We start from the raw sequence: 25,270 nt of genomic DNA on the forward strand, positions 1-25,270 counted from the left end.
TAATTGCGGCACAAATGTAAATGAATATTCATTCATTTATAAAATTTATTTTCACCTATTTGCAGATTTGGCTTTTTGTAGTTGCCTGCAATTCCTTGTTTTACATCACCGATTGCTATGATCACAGACAGCGAAGGCAACCGGATCGGACTTCAGGATGAAGAATAATTATGGTTTTGCAAGGAAATTAAACGATTATTTTTACACTTTTTGAACCCAATTTCCATCCTCCTTGATCAAATCGATCAAATCATCCAGTGCCCGGGCAGCATTTACATTCTTTTTCACCACTTCCTTACCGCGGTATAATGTTATTTTATCGGGTCCGGTCCCTACATAACCATAATCTGCATCTGCCATTTCACCAGGACCATTTACGATACAGCCCATAATGCCAATCTTGATACCCTTTAAATGGTCAGTACGGGAACGGATCAACTGCGTGGTTTCCTGTAAATCGAACAACGTCCTTCCGCAGCTTGGACATGAAATGTATTCTGTTTTAGAGATACGGGTACGTGTGGCCTGCAAAATTCCGAAACTGGTAGCATTAATTAAAGACAAACCCAGCAAAGCATCAGCATCAATCCACACCCCGTCCCCCATTCCGTCCGTTAACAATGCACCCATGTCCGTTGCAGCATATAACATCAGGTCATCGGTATTAACAGCAGTATAACTGCGTTTAATGATAACCGGTATCTGCAGCCCTTTTTCTATCAGCGCATTGAAAAATGCCCGTTGAGCAGCCACTCCATTTAATGATGAAGTTTCCAATACGAGTACTACTTTATCTTTTAAAGCAGAAAGATCGGTCTGCAGCGCATTTTCAGCAGTAATTTTAACCAGGTTTAATTGCTCATCATGAAGCTCCACTGACAGATATTCATCATAGGAAAGCAAAGGATGGCAGTTGTTTTTGTCCTTTAGGGAAAGCCAGGTACTGTAGTTATATACCTGCTTTAAGTTTCCGGGAAAAGAAAATGAGGGCAGTTGATCGCCCAGGTAAACTATATCACAGGCCTGATCGGCCATATTGTACTTATCCAGTCCGGCACTGTATTGATAACCCACAGCAGCCAGAAAGTAAGGATCCTTTAAATTTTCATGGCTAACATCCAGCATTACCGCCGGGTGAAAATGTCCCCCAATGTGCTGTACCGGAACTGTAACTCTTCTCTGGTATTCGAAAGGAGAGTAAGGAAGCTGCCCGGGAACAATGGTTTTTGTTTCACTGAACAGCATTTTTCCATACAGATCAAGGGCACGCTTTTCATATCTCATTGCCAGTGCTTTGGCAACAGGTGCCTCAAATTCAGGATCTTCAGTTAAAGAGACCCTGATCGTATCACCAAGACCATCTTCAAGTAAGGTACCAATGCCCACCGCCGATTTGATCCGTCCGTCTTCACCGTCACCGGCCTCCGTAACTCCCAGGTGCAAAGGATAATTCATACCTTCTTTTACCATAGTTTCTACCAACAGCCTGTAGGCCTGTACCATTACCTGGGTATTACTGGCTTTCATAGAAATGACCAGGTTGTAGTAGTTCAGGTCTTCGCACATACGGATGAACTCCATGGCCGATTCTACCATGCCACGGGGAGTATCTCCATAATGGCTCATGATGCGGTCGGAAAGTGAGCCATGGTTGGTGCCAATGCGCATGGCTGTACCATATTCTTTACAGATCTTTACTAAAGGTGTAAATTTCTTATAGATGCGATCCAGTTCAGCCTGATAAGCCTGATGGGTATATTCAATATTTTCAAAGCGTTTTTTATCGGCATAATTACCTGGGTTTACCCTTACCTTTTCTACTATCCGTGCTGCTGCTTCTGCTGCATTCGGGGTAAAATGTATATCAGCTACGAGGGGCACGTTATATCCCCTTAACCTCAGTTCCTTTTTAATATTGGCCAGGTTTTCTGCCTCTTTCATACTTGGGGCAGTAATCCGTACATATTCGCAACCGGAATTCACCATTCTGATGGTCTGCTCCACTGTGCCTATGGTATCCATGGTATCTGTAGTAGTCATAGACTGAATACGGATGGGGTTTAAACCACCCATTGGGACATCTCCTATGGCAACTTCACGTGTTAAAAACCTTGAATATAATACTGTATCTTCCATGACTATCAAAATCTGCTGCAAAGATAAAGATTAAATCATAACTGTACGCTAAGGATACCGCTTATATGAGCCTGTCCTTTATCACCAGAGTATCCGATACGATATCGTGAAAACACTGTAGTTTTTTATTCAGGAAACTATAAAGGTATCCAAAAAAGAAAGGGGCTGTTGACAATAATTTAGCCAGGTTGCGGGCATAAGCTCTGTTTAAGCTGATGCGATTACCATTTAAATCTGTCACCCTGATATTCATCAGGCGTTTTCCAAGTCCGGCCTGTTTTTCAGAAGCCTCGGTAATGCTGCCATAAAAGAATTTAGCAACCAGAATTAAAGGGCTTCCCGACAGGGCTATCATGATGCGCTGGGTTTTTTCTTCCACAAAAATAAAACTGACCAGGATCAGCAGCACGTATGCCGTGAATATAAAAAAATAATCAATTACACAGGCCAGCAGCCGCTGATCGAAAGCAGCAAAATACTGCGGTGCGGTTTGTTGATAGGTAAACCCAAGAAGCGCACGCAGTTCCGGGAACTCGTGCGCTTCTTTATAATCGTCCATACCCGGCTTTCTGATAAAAGTTCCGGTCTCAATGTGCAATATTTTTAACTGATCTAGCCTATACGGCCCCTCAGGCTTTCCATTGATGACTACAGTATATTCACTATCGTTGGGATCCACTTAATATCTTTTCACCTCAAAGCTACTCAATCCACCGTCAAGATTAATAAATATTTTATTAGTCGAAGCGCTATAATTCGAGGTTTCAAAAGTACCGTCAGCTTTTTTGGTAAAGCCGGTAAACGCCCTGGAAGAAAGTCCTGTCTTCGCTTTTATCCTGCAACCGGATGCCATAGGGATGTTTATTTTCACATCGGCAATCCCAGTTTTCACTTTCACATCGGTAATGGGTAAAGTATTTCCGAGTTTCACATCCAGCGCAGCGGCACCACCATCAAAACTAAATTCCCGTACTTTATAAGATGAGAGGTCGAAATCAACCTCTCCGGCTCCCATATTTACATGAATTTCCCAAACCGGCAGGGTATTTAACATTAAATCTACATTGTTACCTCCATCACCTACATTCCAGCTGCTGTTGCCCTTCATCTTAAAGGATAAAGTACGCACACTATCTGCAAATTCATTTTTTAAAGAGAACGCCCCACCTCTTCTCTGAACAGTAGCACTAATCAGACTATCTGTATGGCCTTTTAGATCGAAAGAGGTCCCGCCACCTGATATGTTCAGAACGGTTCTGGCAGGTACAGAATCGGTGTAGGGCTGACTGAAGGTCTGCTCCACAACATCTTCCATATCGCCATCACCACCGTCTATACGCTGTTCTGTCGATACACGTTTTTTATGGGCAGGTACTTCCTGACCCTTAAAAAAAAGCAGGACTAGGGTAATCAGCAAAACAATGATAGATACAATACTCCCGATCTGTGATTTATTTCTGTTAAAAAGGATGTTTACACCAGCGATGATAAGAAATATAGGCCAGAAACGCCACACACTCCACCAGTAAAAGTTAATTATCCCGAAATTTTCCAAAAGAAGCACTCCACCAATAAAAAGCAGAATGATACCCCACATTATTCTGTCCAGCTTCATAACTATATTTCCTTTTTTGTAAAATCAATACTACTTCCGGTGTTGCCTTCGGATGCATCTGGGTCTTCAGGTTGTACTGGATTTACATTTGCACCGGGCGCATCCGCTGTGTTTCCTGAATTTTCCTGGGGCTGCATATTTTGCTCTTTCCAGTTTTCCCAGGCATTTTTATTTTTGGCCCTGATGATAAAACTTGCACCTATCGCTACAAATACCAGGGGCCAGAGCTTAGTAAGCTGAAAATGAAAAGGGATCAAGTCAAACTCATCCATAAAAAAGTATACACCTATAACCAGCAAAAACAAACCTGCAACGGTACGTCCGGTTTCATTGTTATTTTTCTTGTAAGGTTTAAAATCACCAGATTTTTTCCATGACTCAAAACTTTCATTACCTACACCTGTATCATTTATACCTGAAGAAGTCCGGTTCTGAAAGGGCCCGGTATTTTCTGTTGTTTTCTTTTGCGGCTCAAACGGATTTGATGCCTGAAATGGGTTTTGCTGCCCCTTAAAAAACTCATTAAATTTTGAGAAGCGAGCTGCCGGATCATTATTTACCGGCACAACGATCCACATGATCACATAAACCAAAATTCCCGTACCCACTAAGAAGATAGTCGAAAGCACAAACAGTAATCTGATAATGGTCACATCCACCTCCATATACTCGGCAACACCAGATGATACGCCTGCAATTACCTTGTCGTGTTCATTTCTAAATAATCTCTTTTCCATGATAATTTCCCTCCTGTTGTTTTTAAAACTGTACCGGCTTCAAAACGATCTCATCAACATTTACACCTTTACTTAAGTTTAAAACAGTGTATAAGCTACTGGCAATGTCTTCTGGTAGTACAAAACGTTCAGCCGGGATTTTTGTTCCCTCCCAGGATGAAGTTAATGTAGAACCGGGTAATATCGCTGTCACTTTAACGTTGTGTTTTGATAATTCCTCTCTCAATACATCATTAAGACTAAGCAAGGCCGATTTAGTTACAGAATAACTGCCCCCATTTTCTACAACAGCTTTTGAGGCAATAGAGCAGATGTTAAAGATATGCCCTGAAGCTCGTTCCCGCATCATTTTACCAAAGTATTTGGACAAATAATAAGCAGCATTCAGGTTTAAATTTAACTGTATTTCCAGCCTGTCATCGGCTTCATCCAGCAAAAGCCCAGGTAAATATGTCCCTGCATTGTTTACTAAAACATCCACAGTACCAAATTGTTCGCGCACAGCATCGCAAAAGGCATATACATCAGCTTTAACACTGCAATCTGCTTTAACGGTGAGGATGCGCGCCCCTGTATGTTTCAGCTCTTCAGCAAATTTTTCCAGCTCCTGGCTGTTTCTTGAACATACGGCAAGGTTATATCCATGTTCTGCCAGTTTAAGCGCAATGGCTTTTCCAATACCCCTGGTGGCTCCGGTTATGATTGCATTCATTGTTATACTTGTTTGATCAGCCACAATATTACAAAAAACTGACATAGCCTAAAACTTAGCAACAAAAGATTTGTTAGAAAAATATCGGCTTGTGAAGGTTTCAACTTTTTATTGTTTCTTTGTATGAACATTGCGTAAATACTGTAGTTAATATTTCATTGAATGAATTTTACCAATTTTGGCAGATACCTCCTTTTACTGAAGGCCGTATTTAGAAGACCTGAAAAATTTAAAATATACCTGAAAGCCATTTTTAAACAAATGGATTTTATCGGCGTTGGCTCTTTAGGCCTGATTGCCATTATATCTACTTTTATTGGCGCGGTAATGACGTTACAAATTGCTTTCCAGCTGGTTAGCGATTTCATACCTAAAACGATTATTGGCTCTGTAAACCGCGACTCCAGTATACTTGAGCTTAGCCCTACCATCAGTGCCATTGTGCTTGCCGGTAAAATCGGGTCAGCCATTTCTTCCGAGATCGGGACCATGCGGGTAAGTGAACAGATCGATGCCTTAGAGATTATGGGCATCAATTCTCCAGGTTACCTCATCCTCCCTAAAATTATTGCAGGCATTACTATGGTACCTTTACTGGTTATCATGTCTATGTTTTTAAGCATCACCGGTGGTTATATTGGTGGTACCTTATCCGGCGCGGTATCCCCTGCCGAATATATCCAGGGTATCACCACAGATTTCAATCCTTATACCATTACCGTTGCCCTGGTTAAGGCATTTGTTTTTGGTTTTATCATTACCTCTGTACCCGCTTATGAAGGTTTTTATGTAAAAGGGGGCGCTTTGGAAGTTGCACAGGCCAGTACAAGGGCAGTAGTAGTCAGCTGTATCTCTATCCTGGCCTGTGATTACATTGTAACCCAGTTATTGCTATGATCGAAATTAAAGATATCCATAAATCGTTTGGTGATAACGAAGTACTCAAGGGTATATCAGGCAAGTTTGAAGCTGGAGTAACCAACTTGATCATTGGCGGATCAGGATCTGGTAAAACCACCCTGCTAAAGTGTATGATAGGCCTGCACCAGCCCGAAGAAGGTAGTGTAGAATATGATAGCCGCGAATTTACCACTATGAACTTTGAAGAAAAGATCGAGATCAGGAAAGAGATTGGCATGCTTTTCCAGGGTTCTGCCCTGTTCGATTCCATGACAGTTGAAGAGAACATCATGTTCCCTTTAAATATGTTTACCGAACAAAGCCGTAAGGAAAAACTGGAAAGGGTAAACTTTTGCCTGGAAAGGGTAAACCTGGAAGGTAAGAACAAACTTTTTCCTGCAGAGCTTTCGGGAGGGATGAAAAAGCGTGTGGGTATTGCCCGTGCCATTGCGATGAACCCAAAATATTTATTTGTTGATGAGCCCAATTCCGGCCTTGATCCTAAAACATCTATCGTAATTGATGAACTGATCAAGGAGCTAACCGAAGAGTACAATACCACAACAATTGTAGTTACCCATGATATGAACTCGGTAATGGGAATCGGCGATTACATCCTCTTTCTTCATGAGGGTAAAAAATTCTGGGAAGGTTCCAATAAAGAAATTGCCCATACTGATGTTCAGGAACTAAACGACTTTGTTTTTGCCAGCCGCTTTATGAAGGCTGCCAAAGGAAAATTTTAATACATACCCCATTTTTATGATAAGCCTGCTAACCCCCACACACTGGAAAGATTATGAGTTAATTGATTGTGGTGATTTTGAAAAATTAGAACGCTTTGGCAATTTGGTCTTGTCCAGGCCAGAGCCCCAGGCCGTATGGAAAAAGACATTGTCTGATCAGGAATGGAAAAAACAAACTCACATCCGCTTTAAGGGTCGGTCGGCCACTTCAGGAGAGTGGATCAAAAATTCGGTAAAGTTGCCTGACAGGTGGAATGTAGAATATGCCAATAATGACGTAACCATAAACCTGCGTTTGGGCCTTACCTCGTTTAAACACGTCGGCGTATTCCCCGAACAGGCAGTAAACTGGGACTATATCTCATCCTCTATTAAAAAATTTAAAACTCCGGTACCTAAGGTATTGAACCTTTTTGCCTATACCGGTGCGGCCTCTTTAATTGCCAAAGCTGCCGGTGCGGATACCACACATGTAGACTCGATAAAACAGGTTGTAAACTGGGCAAACGAAAATCAGGAACTTTCTAAGCTGAAAGATGTGAGGTGGGTAGTTGAAGATGCCCTGAAATTTGTAAAAAGAGAGCTTAAACGTGGCAAAAAATATAATGGAATCATTTTAGATCCTCCAGCATTTGGCCACGGCCCAAATGGCGAAAAATGGAAACTGGAAGACCATATCCAGGAAATGATGCTGGAAGTGGTACAACTGCTGGATGAGCAGGAACACTTTTTAATCCTGAACACCTATTCGCTTGGCTTTTCATCTGTGATTGTTGAAAATTTAATTAAAACCTCCTTTCCTCAGGTTAAAAACCTCGAAACCGGCGAACTGTATTTACAGGCCACATCCGGCATTAAACTACCGCTTGGGGTTTTCGGTAAATTCAATAGTTTCTGATTATTACGGTAATTAAACATTAAATAAATTTATGGAATACCTTTACAGCTGTTTTTTTATTCCTTTTAAAGATGGTATACTTGCATAATTTTAATCTTACATTCTATGAAATTAAATCATCTGGCAGGCATTATCCTAATTAGTGCAACAACAATAGGGCTATTTACCAGCTGTGCGTCCGACGCAAAAAAAGCGACGGGAAAAACAAAGATCACGGCTTCTGGTGATACTGTAGCGGTTGAAGAGGCAGTTGAAGAAACGAATACCCGTGTGCCGGTTGATACAGCTAAGTATAATACATTGTTAAAAAAACTGGCAAATGGTGATACTACTGGCAAATGGCCTGTAAAAAACCAGCCTTACCCCCTTGCAGGTGCTATACTTCCTTTTAAACGTATTGTGGTGTATTACGGAAACCTCCATTCTAAAAAAATGGGAGCACTGGGCGAATACGCTCCTAAAGAAATGTGGAAAAGGCTGAATGTTGAAATTAAGCACTGGGAAAAAGTAGATCCCAGTACCCCTGTACAGGCAGGCCTGCATTATATTGCTGCTGTGGCCAGTGGTACAGCAGGAAAAGATGGCAAATACATTAACCGTATGGCCAACTCACAAATCGATTCTGTATTGGCAATAGCCAAAATGCGTCCGAATACCATTGTATTTTTAGATTTGCAGGTTGCACTGAGCAGTATTAAAGCAGAGCTTCCTCATATCGAAAAATATTTACAACTACCTTATGTTCATTTAGGGATAGATCCGGAGTTTTCTATGAAAGATGGTTCACTTCCGGGAAAAAAGATCGGTACGTATGATGCAGCAGATATCAATTATGTTTCTCAATACCTTGCGGATATAGTGAAAAAATACAATCTGCCACCTAAAGTATTTACTGTGCACCGTTTTACCAAGAAAATGGTAACCAATTATCAGAACATCAAACTACGTCCGGAAGTGCAAATTGTAATGCACATGGATGGATGGGGCGAACCGGAACTTAAAAAGGGCACATACCGTCACTTTATCTATTCGGAACCGGTACAGTTTACCGGATTTAAACTGTTTTATAAAAACGACCTGAAAAAAGCACCCAATAGGCTAATGACACCGGAAGACCTGATGAAATTAAAGCCTGTGCCAATTTATATTCAATATCAGTAGGCAAAAAGGTGCATTACTTTTAGAACAATTACATTCATAATTGTATTTCTAATTAGTTTTGACCCTAACATCCCTGAACATGAAAGGATTATCGCTGATCCTCAATACTTTTTTACTGGTAGTTGTGATGTTCCTGAGAATGACCTCTTTAGTTTTAACATAGGGAAACTTTTCCTGGTAGGCAGTGTCTGTCATTTGCGGATTGAAATTGGCGAAAATGGCCGGCCCCTGGTAATTGTCTGGATAACTGGAATCGTCTATTTGAAGATTTTCAATTGTGATCCGTTCCGGCATATAGCACGTATAGCCAAAATCATGCTGACCTGAATAGGATCCGCTGATCAAAGAGGCACTAAAGGGTTTGCCGCCCGCCGGTACAAAAGTACAGTTACGGACCACAAGTTCTCCCTGCCATGTACTGCCATAGTCGGGACGCAGGTTAACAAGGCTTCGGCCGCGAATGGTCGAATTTTCGATTGTCAGAAGTCCACTACCTATGGCATTTACCCCCATATGTCCCAGGGTTGAGTTGCGGATGGTGGCATTGGCAACTCCCTGATGGGCATCAAACCGGGAGAGTGTACAATGATCGTAAACAAGGTTTTTGCAGAAATTTGATCCTAAAATGCCCCAGTACTTGTTGTCGTCGATGTCATTGGTTTGGCTGCAATTCAGAAAAGATACATTAACTGCACGGTTGACGGAAAGATCATATGTACCCATTGAGACAGGTTTGCCGGCGGCACCAATGGTGTTATAGGTTTTGTGTCCGGTTAGGATGGTGTTTTTTACCGTTACATAAGCACAGTTACCAATGTTGATAAAGCCTCCATAAGGCGCACCGTGGTCGCCTTCGCCTTCGATGTAGTGTTTCAACCCTTCAACAAGTACATGAGATCTTCTGATCGCAATGCCGCGGTTATAATAGGTAGACTTGGATTCGGCTTTATTGGCAATTGTAGTGAAACTGCCTCCGGTGATCTTCAGCAAATTTTCATCGATGGGCAGAGCGGTGATATCTGTAACCTGTTCAAAATCCCAGATGATTGGTGCGTTCATATCTACCTTACCGTCTTTGTCAACAATAAAGAGGTCGGTTTGCGAAGAGCCATTATTCTGGTTTAGCCCAAACCTGATGTATTGTTTTACATTGGAATTGGTGACCGAGATTAAACAGCGACCTGGTAAGGGGGGCAGATCGATTTTTTGCTGGTTTCGCTTAATTGAGGATATGGTTGCAAGTTTGAAGGGTTTCAGGTCTGAACTTACTGTAAAAATAGCCGCAGTACGGTTTTTCACTTCGGTATCATCAATAATGAAGGCCGCAGTGCCGAAATCAGTACCAGTTTGGATGACCACAGTGCGCTCCTTCCCTCCAATATAGTAGGTGGCTCCAGCGTCTGCTTTAACCGGAAGGCCCTGCAGGTTGGCAAATGCATGAGTTGCGGCAATAACATCAATGTCATCCGTTATTCCATCACCTTTGGCACCTAAATCACTGTAGCGAACCAGGCCGGCAGCTTTGAACTTAGCTACATCTTTTGGCGATATATTGACAGTCAGTTCCCGTTTTTCGTTGGTATATACCTGGGTTGTCTGCCCCTGCGATGTGATCACTACATTATTCTCAGGCGAGTTTCTTTCTTGTGCCTGCGTAAACAATATATGGTTTAAGAGAAACATGAGGAGCATATGCTTTTTCATAAGATTTGTCTAATGATGATTATTTAATTGAAAATGTTGTTACGTCGGACAGAATGAGTATGGAATTGACGAGTTAAATACGGAAAGAACGGCTTTTAGACGTGGCATAGAATATTAATGAGCTTGCCGAAAGGATCACGGGTATAAAATCTTTTTACTCCCCAGGGCTCAACTATGGGGCCGTATTCAATAACAAATCCCGCTTCCCTTGTGCGGTTTAAAGTTTCTTCGAAATCATCCACTTCAATTGAAAGGTCTGGGGTCAATGTTCCTGAACCACCTTCGGAAGCAAAACTGACCTGAACAGTCATTTTTTGATTTTCAATTCCGTAGGTTGCAATCCAGCCGTGATCCATTAAGCATTCAAGCCCTAGTATATTTTTATAAAAGGCTTCGGCTTTGGCAATGTTTTCTGTATGAAGATTTGCTACAATTCGTTTGACCATAAACTAAGATAGGGATACTTTATTATAAAGATTACGTTTCTTAAATTATCAGTAGATTATATTTACTTCTTTAGTCACAAAGTCCCAAATACAAATACAACCTCGCTTTTCGGATTATCAAGTTTGGTGCTTTTACGTATACCATTTTCTATTGCATGGATCATATTGCTTTGCGAATTATGCTGTTCAAACAGGATATCATTTTTTATACCCAATTCTTTAATTGTAGACACTTTGTCGGTTTCAAAATAACACCAGGCTGCATCTTCTTCGATTTCGTAACCCTGATATTTTAAGGTGAGTACCTTACGGTCTGCATTGAGTTTAAAATGCTCCTTTATATAAGAAGCAATCAGTGCATCCACTTGTTTCCTGTCGGACGGTTTCAGGATATTCACTTTTGTATTGTATTTTTTTTCCAGGGCTTTCTCAAAATCATCAAAAAAAATACGGATGCTAACCTGTAACGTTCCGGTACTTTTATTATGTGCAACTTCTGTTACACTCACATAAAAGGGATGAAATATATTTAACCAAAAAAATAATATACACTGCAGCATTTTGTTTTTCTTAATTCAAATGAGGATATTGCTATAGATTTAGCTAAGTTACAAATTTATTCAATGCAGGACTTCCCACTTTATTTTCAATTAGGCTGGCGACACATTTTAGACTGGCAGGGATATGATCACATTTTATTTGTGATGGTGCTGTGCGGGACCTATATGCTAACCGACTGGAAAAAAGTACTAATCCTGATAACAGCTTTTACCATTGGCCATAGCATAACCCTGGCCTTAAGTGTATTCAAAATCATAACTGTAAATACGCCTTTAATCGAATTTTTAATTCCCGTTACCATAATGGTTACCGCTGCAGCCAACATACTGGGCAAAAGGCAAAAACCCAAAGGTCAGAAATTCAAGTATACCATGACCCTTTTCTTTGGCCTGATTCATGGCTTAGGCTTCTCTAATTACTTGAAAAGCTTGTTGGGTAAAAGCAGCAGCATTACCGCCGAACTATTTGCTTTTAATATCGGACTGGAATTTGGCCAGATACTGATCGTTATTGCAACATTGATCTTATCATTTATCCTGATCTGGATGGTAAAAATAAAACGATGGGATTGGAATTTCTTTCTTTCATCTGCTATATTTGGAATATCATTTGTAATGGCGGCAGAACGTTTCCCGGCATTATTAGGATAATAACTTAAACTTCACCCCCACCAATGAATAAGATACTGCTGTTTTTTATTGTGCTTTTATGTAGCGCCAAAGCTTTCGGTCAGCATATACTTCATAACCCCGGTTCTAATCACGGGAACAAATTTGAACAGCTTGGCACCATCCTTTCCGGCCCTAACTCCTACCGTTCGGCTTCCGGTGCACCTGGCCCAGCATACTGGCAACAGCGTGCTGATTATGAAATTAATGCAGAACTGGATGAAAAGAACCTGCGTTTAAGCGGCTCAGAAACCATTACTTATTACAACAACTCTCCCGACCCACTAAGTTATTTATGGGTACAGCTGGATGAAAATGAGCATAAGGCCAGCAGCGATAATAAGCTGACAGAACAGAGCAGGATGACAGATCAGATGGGTTATAAGGCCTTATCAGATATCATTAACCCTGAAAATGACCTGGGCGTTAAAATACTAAAGGTTACAGATGAAAAGGGGACTGCCCTGCCTTATGTCATCAACAATACCATGATGCGTATAGACCTGCCCTATGTATTACAGTCCAAACAAAAATATAAACTTAAAATAACCTGGAATTACAAAATCATCAACCGCGTAATAGATGGAGGAAGAGGTGGTTATGAATATTTTGCTGAGGACGACAACTATCTGTTTACCATTGCCCAGTGGTTTCCACGCATGGCTGTTTATTCTGATTTCCAGGGCTGGCAAAATAAACAGTTTGAAGGTAGGGGCGAATTTGCACTTGTATTTGGCAATTATAAGGTAAACATGACTGTACCGGCCGATCATGTGGTAGGTGCTACAGGCGAATGTCAGAATTATGCCCAGGTGCTGAGTGCTGCCAGTTTAAAACGATGGAATGCCGCACAATCTACAAAAGTACCTATTGAAATTGTAAACCTGGCCGAAGCAAAATCAGCCATCACCAAAAAATCGACTGCTAAAAAAACCTGGACCTACTTTGCTGAAAATGTAAGGGATTTTGCACTGGTATCGTCAAGGCGATTGGTTTGGGATGCCATGGCAACCAGTATAGAAGGTAAAAAGATAATGGCTATGTCTTACTATTGCCCGGAAGCTTATTCACTTTACAGCAGGTATTCGACCAAAGTGGTAGCACATACTTTAAAGATCTATTCCCAGCACACTATCCCCTATCCTTATCCCGTAGCCATTTCTGTAGAGGCTGCCAACGGAATGGAATACCCGATGATCTGTTTTAATTTCGGACGTACAGAAAAAGACGGCACTTACACGGAGGCCATTAAATATGGTATGATCGGTGTAATTATACATGAAGTTGGGCATAACTTTTTCCCGATGATAGTGAATTCGGACGAGCGACAATGGACCTGGATGGACGAAGGTTTAAATACTTTTTGCCAGTACATGGCCCAGCAGGCATGGGACATTAACTACCCTTCGCAGCGCGGCCCTGCACATAAAATAGTGGATTACATGAAATTGCCTAAAGACCAGCTGGAGCCCATTATGACCAACTCTGAAAACATCGTTAATTTTGGACCAAATGCCTACGCAAAACCAGCTACGGCACTGAATATTTTAAGGGAAACCGTTATGGGCCGTGAGCTTTTCGATTATGCTTTTAAAGAATATGCAAAACGATGGGCCTTTAAACATCCTACCCCTGCAGATCTGTTCAGGACGATGGAAGACGCATCGGCGGTGGACCTTGATTGGTTTTGGAGAGGCTGGTTTTTTAGTACTGACCCGGTAGACATTTCACTGGATGATGTACGCTACTACCGTATGAACAGTATGAATGCGGCTATTGAAAATGTAGAACTTAAAAAGGCTTATGACAAGGACCTTTACAATATCAGCAGGGAACGCAACCGCAAAGAAGGCATAAAATTCGCTATAGAACAAGATACAAGCCTACAGGATTTTTACAATAAATTTAACCGCTTTGAGGTGAGTAAGTCTGCCGATCAAGAATTTCAGCAATACTTCAGCAACCTTTCCGCAGCAGAAAAAAAACTTTACGAAAGCAAGAAGAACTTTTATGAACTGGATTTCTCGAATATAGGGGGACTGGTGATGCCCATCATTATTGAATGGACCTTTAAGGATGGCAGCAAGGAGGTGGACCGCATTCCTGCCTATATCTGGAGAAAAAATGAAAATAAAGTAACCAAAGTTTTTGCGAAAGATAAAGAAGTAATTGCTGTACAACTGGATCCATACCGCGAAACTGCCGATATAGATGAAAGCAATAACTCATGGCCAAGAAAAAATCAGCCAACCAGATTTGAACTGTTTAAACAACAGCAGGCACCCCGTGGGTCATCTACTGAACAGACCAACCCAATGCAGCAATCCAGACAAAGGCAATAGGACTAAAAGAACCCTAGCTGTCCTTTATCATCAATTTTGATATCATCCGGATTGGTGATCTCAAAATCTATTTTTTTTGCGGGTTTCTCTTCCTGTTCCGGCTCAGGTTTGGCTATGGGCTCTTTTTTCGGTTTTGTTTCATCAGCAGACTTTTCTTTGGCAGGACCCGTTTCTTTTTTTGGCTTAGGTGCTTCGGCAGGTTTGGTGGCCCCGCTGTCCCATTGTTTTTTAGGTTTTTCGGCCGCAGCAGGCTTTTCAGTAGCGGGAATTTCAGGTTCAGGTAACGGAGCTTCCTCCTCATCTGCATCTTTACTCAATGCAGGATCAACCAGTTCTTCCCCATTTTCTATATTCGTTGCAGCGGCTTCATCCTCTTGAAACTCATCCTCAGCCTCATTTGCCACAGAAACAACTTTAACTTCTTCAGCAGGTTCAATTTCCGTGTGATTTGAAATGGTTATATTTTTAACTTCATGGGCAGTAAGCCTGTTTCCATTGGCTTTAATTCCTTTTACATCAATAAATTCGGCAAGAACAATTTCAAGTGTTTCCGGAACCTGGGTTTTTCCTTTCAATACATCAACTGTTAAAACCGCTGCCGGATTGCTGCTGAGGTAAAGGAACTTCGATCCGTTCTCCTCACTAATCAGACTTACTTTTTTGCCTACAGCAATCGCCTCAAAAAGGAACCTTTTGATAAAATAGTTTTTGGCTTTACCCTCATATTGCACAACTGCAAAAGGTTTTTCAGGGTCAAACTTCTGAATTAAGATCAGATCGGCATCAAAGTGGTTGCTCAGCTCAAAAGTACTCAGTTCATACCAGCCGTCTTTATGTACCTGCAATATTTTATCCTCGCCATCAAATTCACCAAGATATTTGCCCCTTCCGTCCACATTTAACCTTCTTAGCAAATCATCATACCAGATTTTTAGTCCCGAAAGTGTAGATACGCCTTTGCTTTTCAGCAGTATTTTTTTAACCGGATATTTAGAAACAATATTTCCCTGTGAACCGCGTCCTTTTATCGCAATTTCAGCAAAATCGAGATCGAACTGCAGCTTTTTTAACTTGCTATGTGGTTTAAGCTGTACAGTCACAATTTCGGCTTCTCCATTAGGATTAGCTGTAAAATACAGCACTTTTGAGCCCTTACTCCCTTTTGTCAGATCGTATTCCTTATCACGGGTAACCCCTACAACTGCAAAACGCTTAATATAAGAAACCCCGCTCGCCCCATCTTTATAGATCATGTTGTAAATGGTCCGTTCATCCCCCTTTTTAAATACCTGGGCATGCAGGATACCCTTACCTACAAAAGTTTTATCGGCAACTTTCGTAATGATGCATTTACCGTCTTCTCTAAAAACAATGAGCTCATCAATATCTGAACAATCGGCAACAAATTCATCCTTCCGCAATCCGGTCCCTATAAAACCATCTTCACGGTTCATGTAAAGTTTAACATTGGCCAAGGCTACTTTAGATGCCTCAACCCGATCAAACAAACGGATCTCAGTTTTACGCTCCCTGCCCTTACCATACTTGTCCTTTAATTTCTGAAACCAGGCAATGGCATATTCCGTTAAATGCCGTAAATGGTTTTTAACCACTTTGATCTCGTCAGAAAGGGCTTTCATCTGTTCATCCGCTTTTTTAACATCAAAGCGGGTAATGCTGCTCATTGGTTTATCAATCAGCTTTTTAAAATCCTCAGGAAGTATTTCTCTGTAAAGACCTGGTTTAAAAGGCTCAAACAACCTGTTCAAAACCTCTACCACCATTTCAAAATTGACTGAATTTTCATATTCAGCATTTTTATACATCCCTTCCTGAATAAATATCTTTAGCAATGAGCTGAAAAATATCTTTTCCTGTAATTCATGCAGTTTAATTTCCAGTTCCTTTTTCAACAGGGCCTTGGTGTGCATCGAATTCTCTATCAGGATATCATTAACACTTAAAAACTGAGGCTTTTCATCCTTAATGATGCAGGTATTTGGTGATATTGAAACCTCACATGAAGTAAAGGCGTATAAGGCATCAATGGTCACATCAGGAGAAATACCTGGTGCCAGCTGGATCACGATCTCGACATGGGCAGCGGTATTGTCCTCAATCTTTTTGATCTTGATCTTGCCCTTGTCGTTGGCCGATAAGATACTGTCAATTACCGATCCGGTAGTCGTGCTGTAAGGTATTTCGGTAATAACCAGTGTTTTTTTATCCTTTTCGGTGATTTTGGCCCTCACCCTGATACGGCCGCCACGCATCCCCTCGTTGTAAGCAGAAAAATCGGCCATACCACCTGTAAAAAAATCGGGCAAAATGTTAGGCCGATGCCCTTGCAATGCTTCAATAGAAGCATCCAGCAATTCGATAAAGTTATGTGGCATTACTTTGGTTGCTAAACCAACGGCAATACCTTCAGCTCCCTGGGCAAGCAACAGGGGGAATTTAACAGGCAAGGTAACCGGTTCGTTGTTACGCCCGTCATAACTCAACTGCCAGATGGTTGTATCACCATTAAACACAACTTCATTGGCAAATTTAGATAAACGGGCCTCAATATAACGCGGCGCAGCAGCATTATCACCGGTAATCGGGTCTCCCCAGTTACCCTGGCAATCAATCAGCAGGTCTTTTTGTCCAATCTGCACCATGGCATCACCTATGGAAGCATCCCCATGCGGATGGTATTTCATTGTATTTCCAATCACGTTGGCTGCCTTATTGAAGCGTCCATCATCCATCTCTTTCAAAGAATGCATGATACGTCGCTGCACCGGCTTCAAGCCATCATTGATGTGTGGCACAGCGCGGTCAAGAATTACATAAGAAGCATAGTCGAGGAACCAGTTTTCATAAAGTCCGTTGATTGGAATTACGGTATGTTTATTTTCTTCGTTTATGTTGTTTTCTATTTCTTCGCTCATCAAAAAAGGATTGTATGCTGTAAATATAAGGGTTGAAAACGAAATTTAAGAACTGAGTTTTTAACAGTTGGCAGCAGCAGAACTATCCATACACGTCATTAAGTATTTACTTGTTTTCAAAAAACAGGCCTCTATTAACATTGTTTTAAACAATTTAATTATTTAGATTGTAGATATATAGAATCCCCAAAATTTTGCTTCTGGTGGCATGATTTTGGTTATTAATAAGGTTCAGAGCACTCAATTTAAATTAGTTTGAATAAATATATACGCAAAAGCCTAAAAATTCTGCTTTGGATCATCGCAAGTATCGTCCTGCTGGTTATCCTTATTGCCTTTTCTTTAAATATTCCTTTTGTTCAAAATTTTGTAAAAGATGAAGCAATTGGCTATCTGAAAAAGAAAACGAAAACTGAAATCACCCTGGAAAGTATAAAAATTGGTCTTCCAAAGGACATTATATTGAACAAGTTATATATTGAAGATAAAAAAGGTGACACTTTACTTTATGCACAAAAAATGGCAGTAGACATTAGCCTGTTCCAGCTATTAAATAATAAAGTTGAAGTGAACAACATCACTTTGCAGAAAATAAGGTCAAATGTAACCCGCATTAACCCCGACACTTCTTTTAATTTTTCCTTTTTAGTAGACGCATTTATGTCGGACCAGACCAAAACCGAAGAAGAAGTAAAAAAGGACAGTACCTCCACTCTTAAATTTTCGGTGAGCAAGATTAATCTGGAAGACATTGGTATTGTTTACCATGATGATGTTGCGGGCAACGACATGCGGTTAAACCTGGGAGAATTTAAAGCCAATATTAAAAATTTTGACCTCGACAACCAGCACTATGTGATCAAAACATTGTCCTTAAAAAACACCTCTGTTAAATACCTGCAGCAAAAACCGCTTACCCAATTGCAGGCACACCTGGAGAACAGTATTGATACTGCCAAAACAGCTTCGGGAAAATTACCTTTGGTAGAAATACAGGACTTTGCCTTTAACAACATTAAAATCGGTTTTGATGACAGGCTGTCGAAAACAAGCGCAGATGTAGATTTAAACAGCCTTACACTTAGCAAATTATTTGTTGACCTGACCAATAGTAAATACAACATTGAAGAGGCCACATTAAGCAACAGCAGGGTAAATTTCAGTTCCGGTGAATCGGACATGAAGGCGAATGCAGACCTGAAAGAATTATCGTTCAATAAACTGATTGCAGATGTGCAGCATAGCAAATACGAATTGGGTGATGTAGCATTAAACAGATCGGATGTTGCTTTTTCATTTAAACCGGCTAAGCCCGTCGCTGCCACTAAAAACAATACACAAACAGCTGAAACAACCAAAACCCCGGGAATTACGCTGCGGGTAAACAGCCTGAGCCTGGCGCAGAACAAGGTGAAATTTGACAATTACGCCGAAAAACCCGCTAAAGGGATGGACTTTAACCATCTGTTGATTACTCAGCTTGGCTTGCAAGCTAAAAATCTGGCTTATAGCGATGCAGGCATAAAGCTGAATGTAAAAGCTGGAGTTATGAAAGAAAAGAGTGGTTTTGAGCTTAACACATTGCAGGGCGACATAGCCTATTCTGAAAAGCAGACCAAAGTTAACAATCTTACGATTAAAACCCCGAATACCAGTATTGAAAGCAATGCACAACTGGATTATACGGCTATCGAAGACCTGACCAAACATCCTGAAAGGGTAAAAATTTATGCACAGGTAAAGAATACCACGATAAGTTTAAAGGATGCAGCCTATTTTAGTGAGGCCGTTCCGACAAGCTACCGAAACGAGAAAATAAAAGTAAATGCCCTTGCCCGTGGCTATATGAATAACCTGGTGATCCCGAAACTTCAGGTAGATGGCTTGAAAAGCACCCATATTGATGTAAGTGGCACCGCAAAAGGATTACCTGATATAGAAAAAGTAGTGCTTGACCTAAACGTTAAGAGATTTTCACTCAGCAAAAGTGACCTGCTTGTAGTAATCCCAAAGAAATCATTGCCTGCAAACATTACACTGCCCAATACCATTAATGCCAGGGGCAAATTTAAAGGATCCATGACCAATTTCAATACGGGTTTTAACATCAGTACCGATATGGGTTCGGCCAACCTGATTGCCAGTATGAAAGGGCCCAAAGGCCGGGAAAATTATACCGCTAACATCAACCTGAACAATTTCAATGTGGGCAGATTGTTAAAAATGGAACCACAGCTTGGCCGCATTACTGTAAAAGCTAATATTAAGGGAAAAGGGCTGGATGCTAAAAAAGCCAATGCCACCCTAAACGGGCAGGTAATAAATGTCTATTACAACAAATACAATTACCGCAACTTACTGCTGAGCGGTTCCTATAAGCAACAGCAACTGGACTTAAAGAGCAGCATGGCCGATACCAATGCCAATTTTGCCCTTACGGCCCATGTCGATATTTCGGGCAAATATCCTTATATAAAAGCTAATGCTAACCTGAAACAGGTTGACCTGCAAAAGCTGAACTTTAGTCCGACTGAGTTCAAACTGGCCGGAACAATTAAAGCTGATGTAAAAACCGCTGATCCGGATTACCTGAATGGCGACATCATCGTAAATGGCCTGCAGGTAGTTAAAGAGGGGCAACGTTTTAATGTCGACACCATCATTGTTCATTCTGAAGCATCGGCCGACCATAACCTGCTTACTCTAAAATCAGAATTCCTGAGGGCTAAAATAGATGGTAAATACCAGCTTAGCAATCTAGCTGCCGCCATGATCAATCAGATCAACAAATATTATCAGTTTGGGACCGTAACAAAAATACCGGAACAGCGTTTCAGGTTTTACGTAAATTTTTATAACCCCAAAATCTTAAAGAACTTTGTACCGGAACTCAGTACCTTTGCTCCCTCACGCATGTGGGGCCTGCTGGACACCCAAAAAGACAGTCTGGTCATGAATGCTGTATTTCCTCAGCTTGTGTATGGAAGTTACCGGGTCGACAGTACAAGGCTGAATGTTAACAATACAGACCAGAAGCTAAATTATAAGCTAACTATCAAAAGCCTGCAAAGCCCATCCTTATCCTTCTTCAACAATGAGATCAGTGGGGCAGCAGATGACAATAACCTTGATCTTAATATATTTTTGAGGGATAGCAAACGCAGGGATAAATACATGCTTGGTGGTACATTTAAATCTTTCAATAAAAATTACAGGTTTAGCTTTGACCCGCAAAAGCTGTTATTAAACTATGAAAAATGGATTGTAGCACCCGAAAACTATTTGCAATTTGGTACATCTGGTATACTGGCCAACCAGTTTAACCTGAGCCAGGGCAAACAACTGCTGAGTATCAACAGTGAAACCAATACCCCTAATGCCCCACTTAAGGTAGAATTTAAAGATTTCCAGATAGAAACCCTTACCCGTTTTGCGGAGGCCGACAGTGCGATGGCCGGTGGTCTAATTAACGGCATTGTAAATGTGAAAGACCTGGCCGGCAGCCCTAAATTTGAAGCCAACCTGACCGTAGACCAGCTCCGGTACCAGAAAGACATGCTGGGTACTTTGCGCATTGCGGTAAACAACAATACAGAAAACGCTTATGAAACCAATATTGCTTTATCTGGTGTACATGAATTAAGAGCCAGTGGCTTTTATTATACTGCACCTGAAAGCGCTTTGGACATGACATTAAATATCGATAAAATAGATTTAAAAGCAGTAGAAAGCCTTTCTATGGGCCAGATCAGGAAAGGAACAGGAACAGTAAGCGGACAACTTTCTGTTAAAGGTAGCCTGGATGCCCCAAAAGTACTGGGCGACCTGAAATTTAACCAGGCAGGCTTCAATATTGCGTATGTAAACTCTTTCTTCAGGATGCCAAACGAAAGTATCAGTTTTACGAATACAGGCATAAATTTCAATAAGTTTACTATCCTGGACTCCCTAAACCAGAAAGCAGTGATTACCGGAGGCATATTGACTAACAATTACCGCGACTTTAAGTTCAATATGGACATCAGGACCAATAATTTCAGGGCACTGAACTCTACTGCTGAAGATAATGAGCTCATCTACGGGACTGTATATTTAACCAGTAACATTAAGGTACGTGGCGACATGAACCAGCCGGATGTGAACATGACCATCAGGGTTGAGGACAAAACCAAATTTTTCTTTGCCATGCCGGCTGATGATCCAACAATTATTGATCAGGAAGGTATTGTGCAGTTTGTTGACTTTAATGCACCACCTTTTAACGGCACGAAAGCCCTTTCAGTTTCAGATTCGGTGAGTAAAGCCCCAATTAAAGGGATTAATTTGAGTGCCACAATTACAATAGACCCGGGTGCAGAATTGAATGTCGTAGTTGACCCCGCAAATGGTGATAACCTGAAAATTAAGGGGGAAGCAAACCTGACTGCGACAATGGACCCGAGTGGAAAAACCAGTTTAACCGGCAGATATGATGTATCCAATGGAAGTTATAACCTGTCAGTTGGCCCGGTAAAAAGAGAATTTAAACTACAGCAGGGCAGTAATATAGTATGGACAGGTGAGCCAACCTCTGCCAATGTAGACCTAACGGCGATGATTGAAGTAAATACCCCACCGATTGACCTGATCGGAGCACAAGCAGCTTCATCATCAACGACAGCTAAAAACAAACTCCCTTTCCAGGTGTATTTAATGATGACCGGAGAGCTGATGAAACCGATCATCAAATTCAAAATAGATTTGCCCGAAAACAACCGTGGTGCAGAAGGAGGACTTGTTTATGGCAAGCTGCAATCGATCAATAGCGACGAAGGCCAGGTAAACAAACAGGTATTTGCCCTGTTGGTCTTACAACGCTTCATTGCCGATAACCCCTTTGAAAGTCTGGCCGGAAATGGAAATGGTCTGGTTACTAATTTTGCCAGATCTAGTGTGAGCAATTTGCTGACAGAACAGTTGAACAAAATGGCTTCGGATCTCATTAAAGGTGTAGATATTAATTTTGGCATAAATTCATCAGAGGATTATTCGAGCGGTCAGCTGCAAAACAAATCGCAGCTCGAAGTTGGTTTATCTAAAAAACTGCTAAGCGATCGCTTAATTGTAACTGTAGGAAGTTCATTTGGGATTGAAGGACAGACAGCCGGACAGAATTCGACCAATATTGCCGGGAACGTCAATATCGAATACCTGCTTTCCAAAGATGGAAAATATCGTTTAAGAGCCTACAGACGCAATCAGAATGAAGGCGTTATTGAGGGCCAGATTATAGAGACCGGTATAGGTTTTGCATTGGTAGTAGATTACAATAAGTTCCGGGAAGTTTTCCAGAATTTTTCTAAGAAAAAAAGATTAAGACAAGAACAAAAGCCTAAAGATGACAATACGAATTAGATTCAGCTTATTTATACTTGCATGTTTAACTTTGGCCGCCTGCAGTACAACCCGGAGTTTAAAGCCCGGCCAGATTTTATATACAGGTGCCGAGATACGGATCAATCCGGATTCTTCGGTAAAAATTGCTGATCAGAAATCCGTTAAAGAAAACTTACTGGATAAAACCAGGCCAAAGCCAAACAGCGCTTTCCTGGGGATAAAATATGGATTAATGATATACAACCTTGCCGGTGAACCGAAAAAACCTACGGGGGGCATTCGCAACTGGCTTAGAAAAAAAGGCCAGGCACCAGTACTTTTAAGTGAGGTAAAACTACCTTATAACAACGCGGTACTAACCAGTTACCTGATCAGTCAGGGTTACCTGCAATCCAATGTGGCAGGAGATACAGTTATAAAAGGAAAAAAGGGAAAAGCCATATATACAGCCAATACAGGTATCAGGTACAAAATCAATAGTGTTACTTTTCCGAAGGATAGTGGTGGTCTTACCAGGATTGTAAACGAGCACAAAGACAAAACCCTGTTAAAAGCAGGTAACTTTTACGATCTGGACATATTTAAGAACGAACGGGAACGCATTGATAACGACCTGAAAGAACAAGGTTATTTTTATTTTAGCCCGGATTACCTGATTTTACAAGTAGACAGTACCATTGGTAAAAATCTGGTCGACATACGGGTTAAAGTAAAAGATATTGCACCCGATGCAGGTTTAAAGCCCTATACCATTAAAAACATCAATATCTTCCCCAACTATAGTTTAAGAAGAGACAGTGCGTTAAGAAAGTCTGCTCCTGAAATTTATAATGATTTCAGGATTTACGATCCCAGACATACTTTTAAACCTCTCCTGTTTAACCGTCTGGTCTTCTTTAAAAAAGACGAATTGTACAACAGAAAAGACCATAACCAGTCGCTGAACCGAATGGTAAACATTGGTGCTTTCCAGGCCGTAAAAGCAGAATTTGTGCCTATAGACAGCTTCAGAAACGACCAGCTTGATCTGAACATCTACCTTACACCACTAAAGAAAAACTCACTTACCTTCTCGGTTACAGGAACCAGCAAATCTAACAATTTTGTAGGTTCAGAAGTAAAACTTACACAAACCACCAGAAATTTATTCAGGGGGGCAGAACAACTGGATGTTAGTGCCAGTGGTGGTTTTGAAAGCCAGTTTGGCAGTGGTGCTTCACAAGGATTAAACTCCTATTCCTTTACTGCAGAAGGCAAGCTGACCTTTCCAAGATTTATTACACCCTTCAAAGAGATAAACAGTACCAATGCCTATATTCCTAAAACAGTGGCACTGCTCTCATACCAGCTGCTACACAGGGGCTCATTATATAACATCAATTCTTTTAAAGGTCAATATGGCTATAAATGGAACGAGAATAAGTATAAAGAACATGCTTTTAATCCCATCTCTGTTAATTATGTAACTTCTGGCCTGTTAACGTCAGATTCTGCAAAAAAGGATAGTATTTTGAATGTGACACCTGGTCTGATCAACGTTCTGGAAAAACAATTCATCATTGGAAGCACCTATAGCTTTACCTATACCAATCAGTTTGAGGATTACAGAAGGAACACCATGTACCTGAATGCTACACTGGAGACTGGCGGAAATGTCTGGGGTATGTTTGCCGGAAAAAACAAAGAAGGGAATAAAGCCATAGCTGGGATTGCACTGAACCGGTTTGTGCGCATTGAGGCAGACTTCAGAGATTATTTTAAAGTTACCAAAACAGTAACCTGGGCCAACCGGATAGACCTTGGTTACGGTTATGCTTATGGAAATCAAACCACCCTGCCCTTTGTACGCCAGTTTTTTGCCGGCGGGACCAACGATATCAGGGCCTGGGCTGCCCGGTCAATCGGACCAGGAACTTATTATTATAAAAACGATCCGGCGGTGGTCAACTCCAATTACATCGATCAAAGCGGAGACATCAAGGCGCTCATCAGCTCAGAGCTTCGCTTTAAAATGGTGAGCAGATTATATGGGGCGGCCTTTGTTGATGCAGGTAACATCTGGTTGCGGAAAAAGAATCCGGAAGACAAAAGACAGGGTACAGAATTCCAATTAAAAAATGCCCTGAATGAATTTGCTGTAGGTACTGGCGCCGGACTTCGTGTGGATGCTTCCATTTTTGTGATTCGCCTGGATGTGGCCTTCCCCATTCGCAAACCATACAACGAAGAAGGAAAACGCTGGGTACTTAATGAAGTTGATTTCGGCAGTGGTGCCTGGCGCAAAGATAACCTCGTGTACAATATTGGTATAGGGTATCCTTTTTAATATTAC

At 41.2% G+C, this 25,270-nt stretch carries 17 protein-coding genes; 8 read left to right on the plus strand and 9 right to left on the minus strand.

The features are described from left to right. Positions 1 to 201: 201 nt before the first annotated feature. The 5 genes from ispG to PHEP_RS17220 form a co-directional block, all read right to left on the minus strand. A complete protein-coding gene (gene ispG, locus PHEP_RS17200) occupies positions 202 to 2,136 on the minus strand; it encodes a (E)-4-hydroxy-3-methylbut-2-enyl-diphosphate synthase (protein WP_015809258.1) in 1,935 nt (644 codons plus the stop codon). A 61-nt stretch (positions 2,137 to 2,197) separates the two neighbouring features. After that, entirely contained in the window at positions 2,198 to 2,815 is a 618-nt protein-coding gene (locus PHEP_RS17205) for an RDD family protein (RefSeq protein ID WP_015809259.1), read from the minus strand. After that, a complete protein-coding gene (locus PHEP_RS17210) occupies positions 2,816 to 3,751 on the minus strand; it encodes a LiaF transmembrane domain-containing protein (protein WP_015809260.1) in 936 nt (311 codons plus the stop codon). A gap of 2 nt (positions 3,752 to 3,753) precedes the next feature. Further along, positions 3,754 to 4,488: a PspC domain-containing protein gene (locus PHEP_RS21740; protein ID WP_015809261.1), complete on the minus strand. Its 735-nt coding sequence runs from the start codon at positions 4,486 to 4,488 to the stop codon at positions 3,754 to 3,756. 22 nt (positions 4,489 to 4,510) lie between these two features. Beyond that, entirely contained in the window at positions 4,511 to 5,200 is a 690-nt protein-coding gene (locus PHEP_RS17220; RefSeq protein ID WP_015809262.1) for an SDR family oxidoreductase, read from the minus strand. 162 nt (positions 5,201 to 5,362) lie between these two features. Here PHEP_RS17220 and PHEP_RS17225 point away from each other — a divergent pair, with 162 nt between their 5' ends. The 4 genes from PHEP_RS17225 (at position 5,363) to PHEP_RS17240 (ending at position 8,905) form a co-directional block, all read left to right on the plus strand. Next, positions 5,363 to 6,097, plus strand: a complete 735-nt coding sequence (locus tag PHEP_RS17225; RefSeq protein WP_015809263.1) for an MlaE family ABC transporter permease — start codon at positions 5,363 to 5,365, stop codon at positions 6,095 to 6,097. After that, on the plus strand, positions 6,094 to 6,846 hold the full coding sequence (locus tag PHEP_RS17230) for an ABC transporter ATP-binding protein (RefSeq protein ID WP_015809264.1): 753 nt from the start codon (positions 6,094 to 6,096) through the stop codon (positions 6,844 to 6,846). The genes PHEP_RS17225 and PHEP_RS17230 overlap by 4 nt, the downstream gene beginning before the upstream one ends. A gap of 16 nt (positions 6,847 to 6,862) precedes the next feature. Next, positions 6,863 to 7,744: an RsmD family RNA methyltransferase gene (locus tag PHEP_RS17235; RefSeq protein ID WP_015809265.1), complete on the plus strand. Its 882-nt coding sequence runs from the start codon at positions 6,863 to 6,865 to the stop codon at positions 7,742 to 7,744. A 105-nt stretch (positions 7,745 to 7,849) separates the two neighbouring features. After that, positions 7,850 to 8,905 (plus strand): hypothetical protein, encoded by a 1,056-nt coding sequence (locus PHEP_RS17240; RefSeq protein ID WP_015809266.1) that lies wholly within the window; start codon positions 7,850 to 7,852, stop codon positions 8,903 to 8,905. Between the two features lie 48 nt (positions 8,906 to 8,953). Here the strand turns inward: PHEP_RS17240 and PHEP_RS17245 are convergent, their stop codons facing one another. The 3 genes from PHEP_RS17245 to PHEP_RS17255 all read right to left on the minus strand — a co-directional run bounded on the left by PHEP_RS17245 (position 8,954) and on the right by PHEP_RS17255 (position 11,615). Continuing rightward, positions 8,954 to 10,609, minus strand: coding sequence for a hypothetical protein (locus PHEP_RS17245; RefSeq protein WP_015809267.1), 1,656 nt, complete (start codon positions 10,607 to 10,609; stop codon positions 8,954 to 8,956). Positions 10,610 to 10,704: 95 nt separating this feature from the next. After that, positions 10,705 to 11,055, minus strand: a complete 351-nt coding sequence (locus PHEP_RS17250) for a VOC family protein (RefSeq protein ID WP_015809268.1) — start codon at positions 11,053 to 11,055, stop codon at positions 10,705 to 10,707. Positions 11,056 to 11,129: 74 nt separating this feature from the next. Then, complete coding sequence (locus tag PHEP_RS17255) at positions 11,130 to 11,615, minus strand: DUF6702 family protein (protein WP_015809269.1); 486 nt, start codon at positions 11,613 to 11,615, stop codon at positions 11,130 to 11,132. 63 nt (positions 11,616 to 11,678) lie between these two features. Between PHEP_RS17255 and PHEP_RS17260 the strand changes: the two genes are divergently transcribed. Together PHEP_RS17260 and PHEP_RS17265 are read left to right on the plus strand one after the other, a co-directional pair. Further along, complete coding sequence (locus tag PHEP_RS17260; RefSeq protein WP_015809270.1) at positions 11,679 to 12,266, plus strand: HupE/UreJ family protein; 588 nt, start codon at positions 11,679 to 11,681, stop codon at positions 12,264 to 12,266. A 23-nt stretch (positions 12,267 to 12,289) separates the two neighbouring features. Next, positions 12,290 to 14,626 carry a M1 family metallopeptidase gene (locus tag PHEP_RS17265; RefSeq protein WP_015809271.1) on the plus strand — a complete coding sequence of 779 codons (2,337 nt, stop codon included), beginning with the start codon at positions 12,290 to 12,292 and terminating at the stop codon, positions 14,624 to 14,626. 2 nt (positions 14,627 to 14,628) lie between these two features. Here the strand turns inward: PHEP_RS17265 and PHEP_RS17270 are convergent, their stop codons facing one another. Then, positions 14,629 to 17,562: a DNA gyrase/topoisomerase IV subunit A gene (locus PHEP_RS17270; protein WP_015809272.1), complete on the minus strand. Its 2,934-nt coding sequence runs from the start codon at positions 17,560 to 17,562 to the stop codon at positions 14,629 to 14,631. 255 nt (positions 17,563 to 17,817) lie between these two features. Here PHEP_RS17270 and PHEP_RS17275 point away from each other — a divergent pair, with 255 nt between their 5' ends. Next, entirely contained in the window at positions 17,818 to 22,956 is a 5,139-nt protein-coding gene (locus PHEP_RS17275) for a translocation/assembly module TamB domain-containing protein (RefSeq protein WP_015809273.1), read from the plus strand. After that, complete coding sequence (tamL, locus tag PHEP_RS17280; RefSeq protein WP_015809274.1) at positions 22,940 to 25,264, plus strand: translocation and assembly module lipoprotein TamL; 2,325 nt, start codon at positions 22,940 to 22,942, stop codon at positions 25,262 to 25,264. The genes PHEP_RS17275 and tamL overlap by 17 nt, the downstream gene beginning before the upstream one ends. Positions 25,265 to 25,270 lie beyond the last annotated feature (6 nt).

It is taken from the genome of Pedobacter heparinus DSM 2366 (genome assembly GCF_000023825.1).
Lineage (GTDB): Bacteria > Bacteroidota > Bacteroidia > Sphingobacteriales > Sphingobacteriaceae > Pedobacter > Pedobacter heparinus.

Bases quoted from the DNA above. Each gene is read 5' to 3' on its own strand.
- PHEP_RS17250 (WP_015809268.1), bottom strand. From the start codon at position 11,055: ATGGTCAAACGAATTGTAGCAAATCTTCATACAGAAAACATTGCCAAA.
- PHEP_RS17220 (WP_015809262.1), bottom strand. From the start codon at position 5,200: ATGAATGCAATCATAACCGGAGCCACCAGGGGTATTGGAAAAGCCATT.
- PHEP_RS17255 (WP_015809269.1), bottom strand. From the start codon at position 11,615: ATGCTGCAGTGTATATTATTTTTTTGGTTAAATATATTTCATCCCTTT.
- PHEP_RS17230 (WP_015809264.1), top strand. From the start codon at position 6,094: ATGATCGAAATTAAAGATATCCATAAATCGTTTGGTGATAACGAAGTA.
- ispG (WP_015809258.1), bottom strand. From the start codon at position 2,136: ATGGAAGATACAGTATTATATTCAAGGTTTTTAACACGTGAAGTTGCC.
- PHEP_RS21740 (WP_015809261.1), bottom strand. From the start codon at position 4,488: ATGGAAAAGAGATTATTTAGAAATGAACACGACAAGGTAATTGCAGGC.
- PHEP_RS17210 (WP_015809260.1), bottom strand. From the start codon at position 3,751: ATGAAGCTGGACAGAATAATGTGGGGTATCATTCTGCTTTTTATTGGT.
- PHEP_RS17270 (WP_015809272.1), bottom strand. From the start codon at position 17,562: ATGAGCGAAGAAATAGAAAACAACATAAACGAAGAAAATAAACATACC.
- PHEP_RS17240 (WP_015809266.1), top strand. From the start codon at position 7,850: ATGAAATTAAATCATCTGGCAGGCATTATCCTAATTAGTGCAACAACA.
- PHEP_RS17260 (WP_015809270.1), top strand. From the start codon at position 11,679: ATGCAGGACTTCCCACTTTATTTTCAATTAGGCTGGCGACACATTTTA.
- PHEP_RS17235 (WP_015809265.1), top strand. From the start codon at position 6,863: ATGATAAGCCTGCTAACCCCCACACACTGGAAAGATTATGAGTTAATT.
- PHEP_RS17225 (WP_015809263.1), top strand. From the start codon at position 5,363: ATGAATTTTACCAATTTTGGCAGATACCTCCTTTTACTGAAGGCCGTA.
- PHEP_RS17245 (WP_015809267.1), bottom strand. From the start codon at position 10,609: ATGAAAAAGCATATGCTCCTCATGTTTCTCTTAAACCATATATTGTTT.
- PHEP_RS17265 (WP_015809271.1), top strand. From the start codon at position 12,290: ATGAATAAGATACTGCTGTTTTTTATTGTGCTTTTATGTAGCGCCAAA.
- tamL (WP_015809274.1), top strand. From the start codon at position 22,940: ATGACAATACGAATTAGATTCAGCTTATTTATACTTGCATGTTTAACT.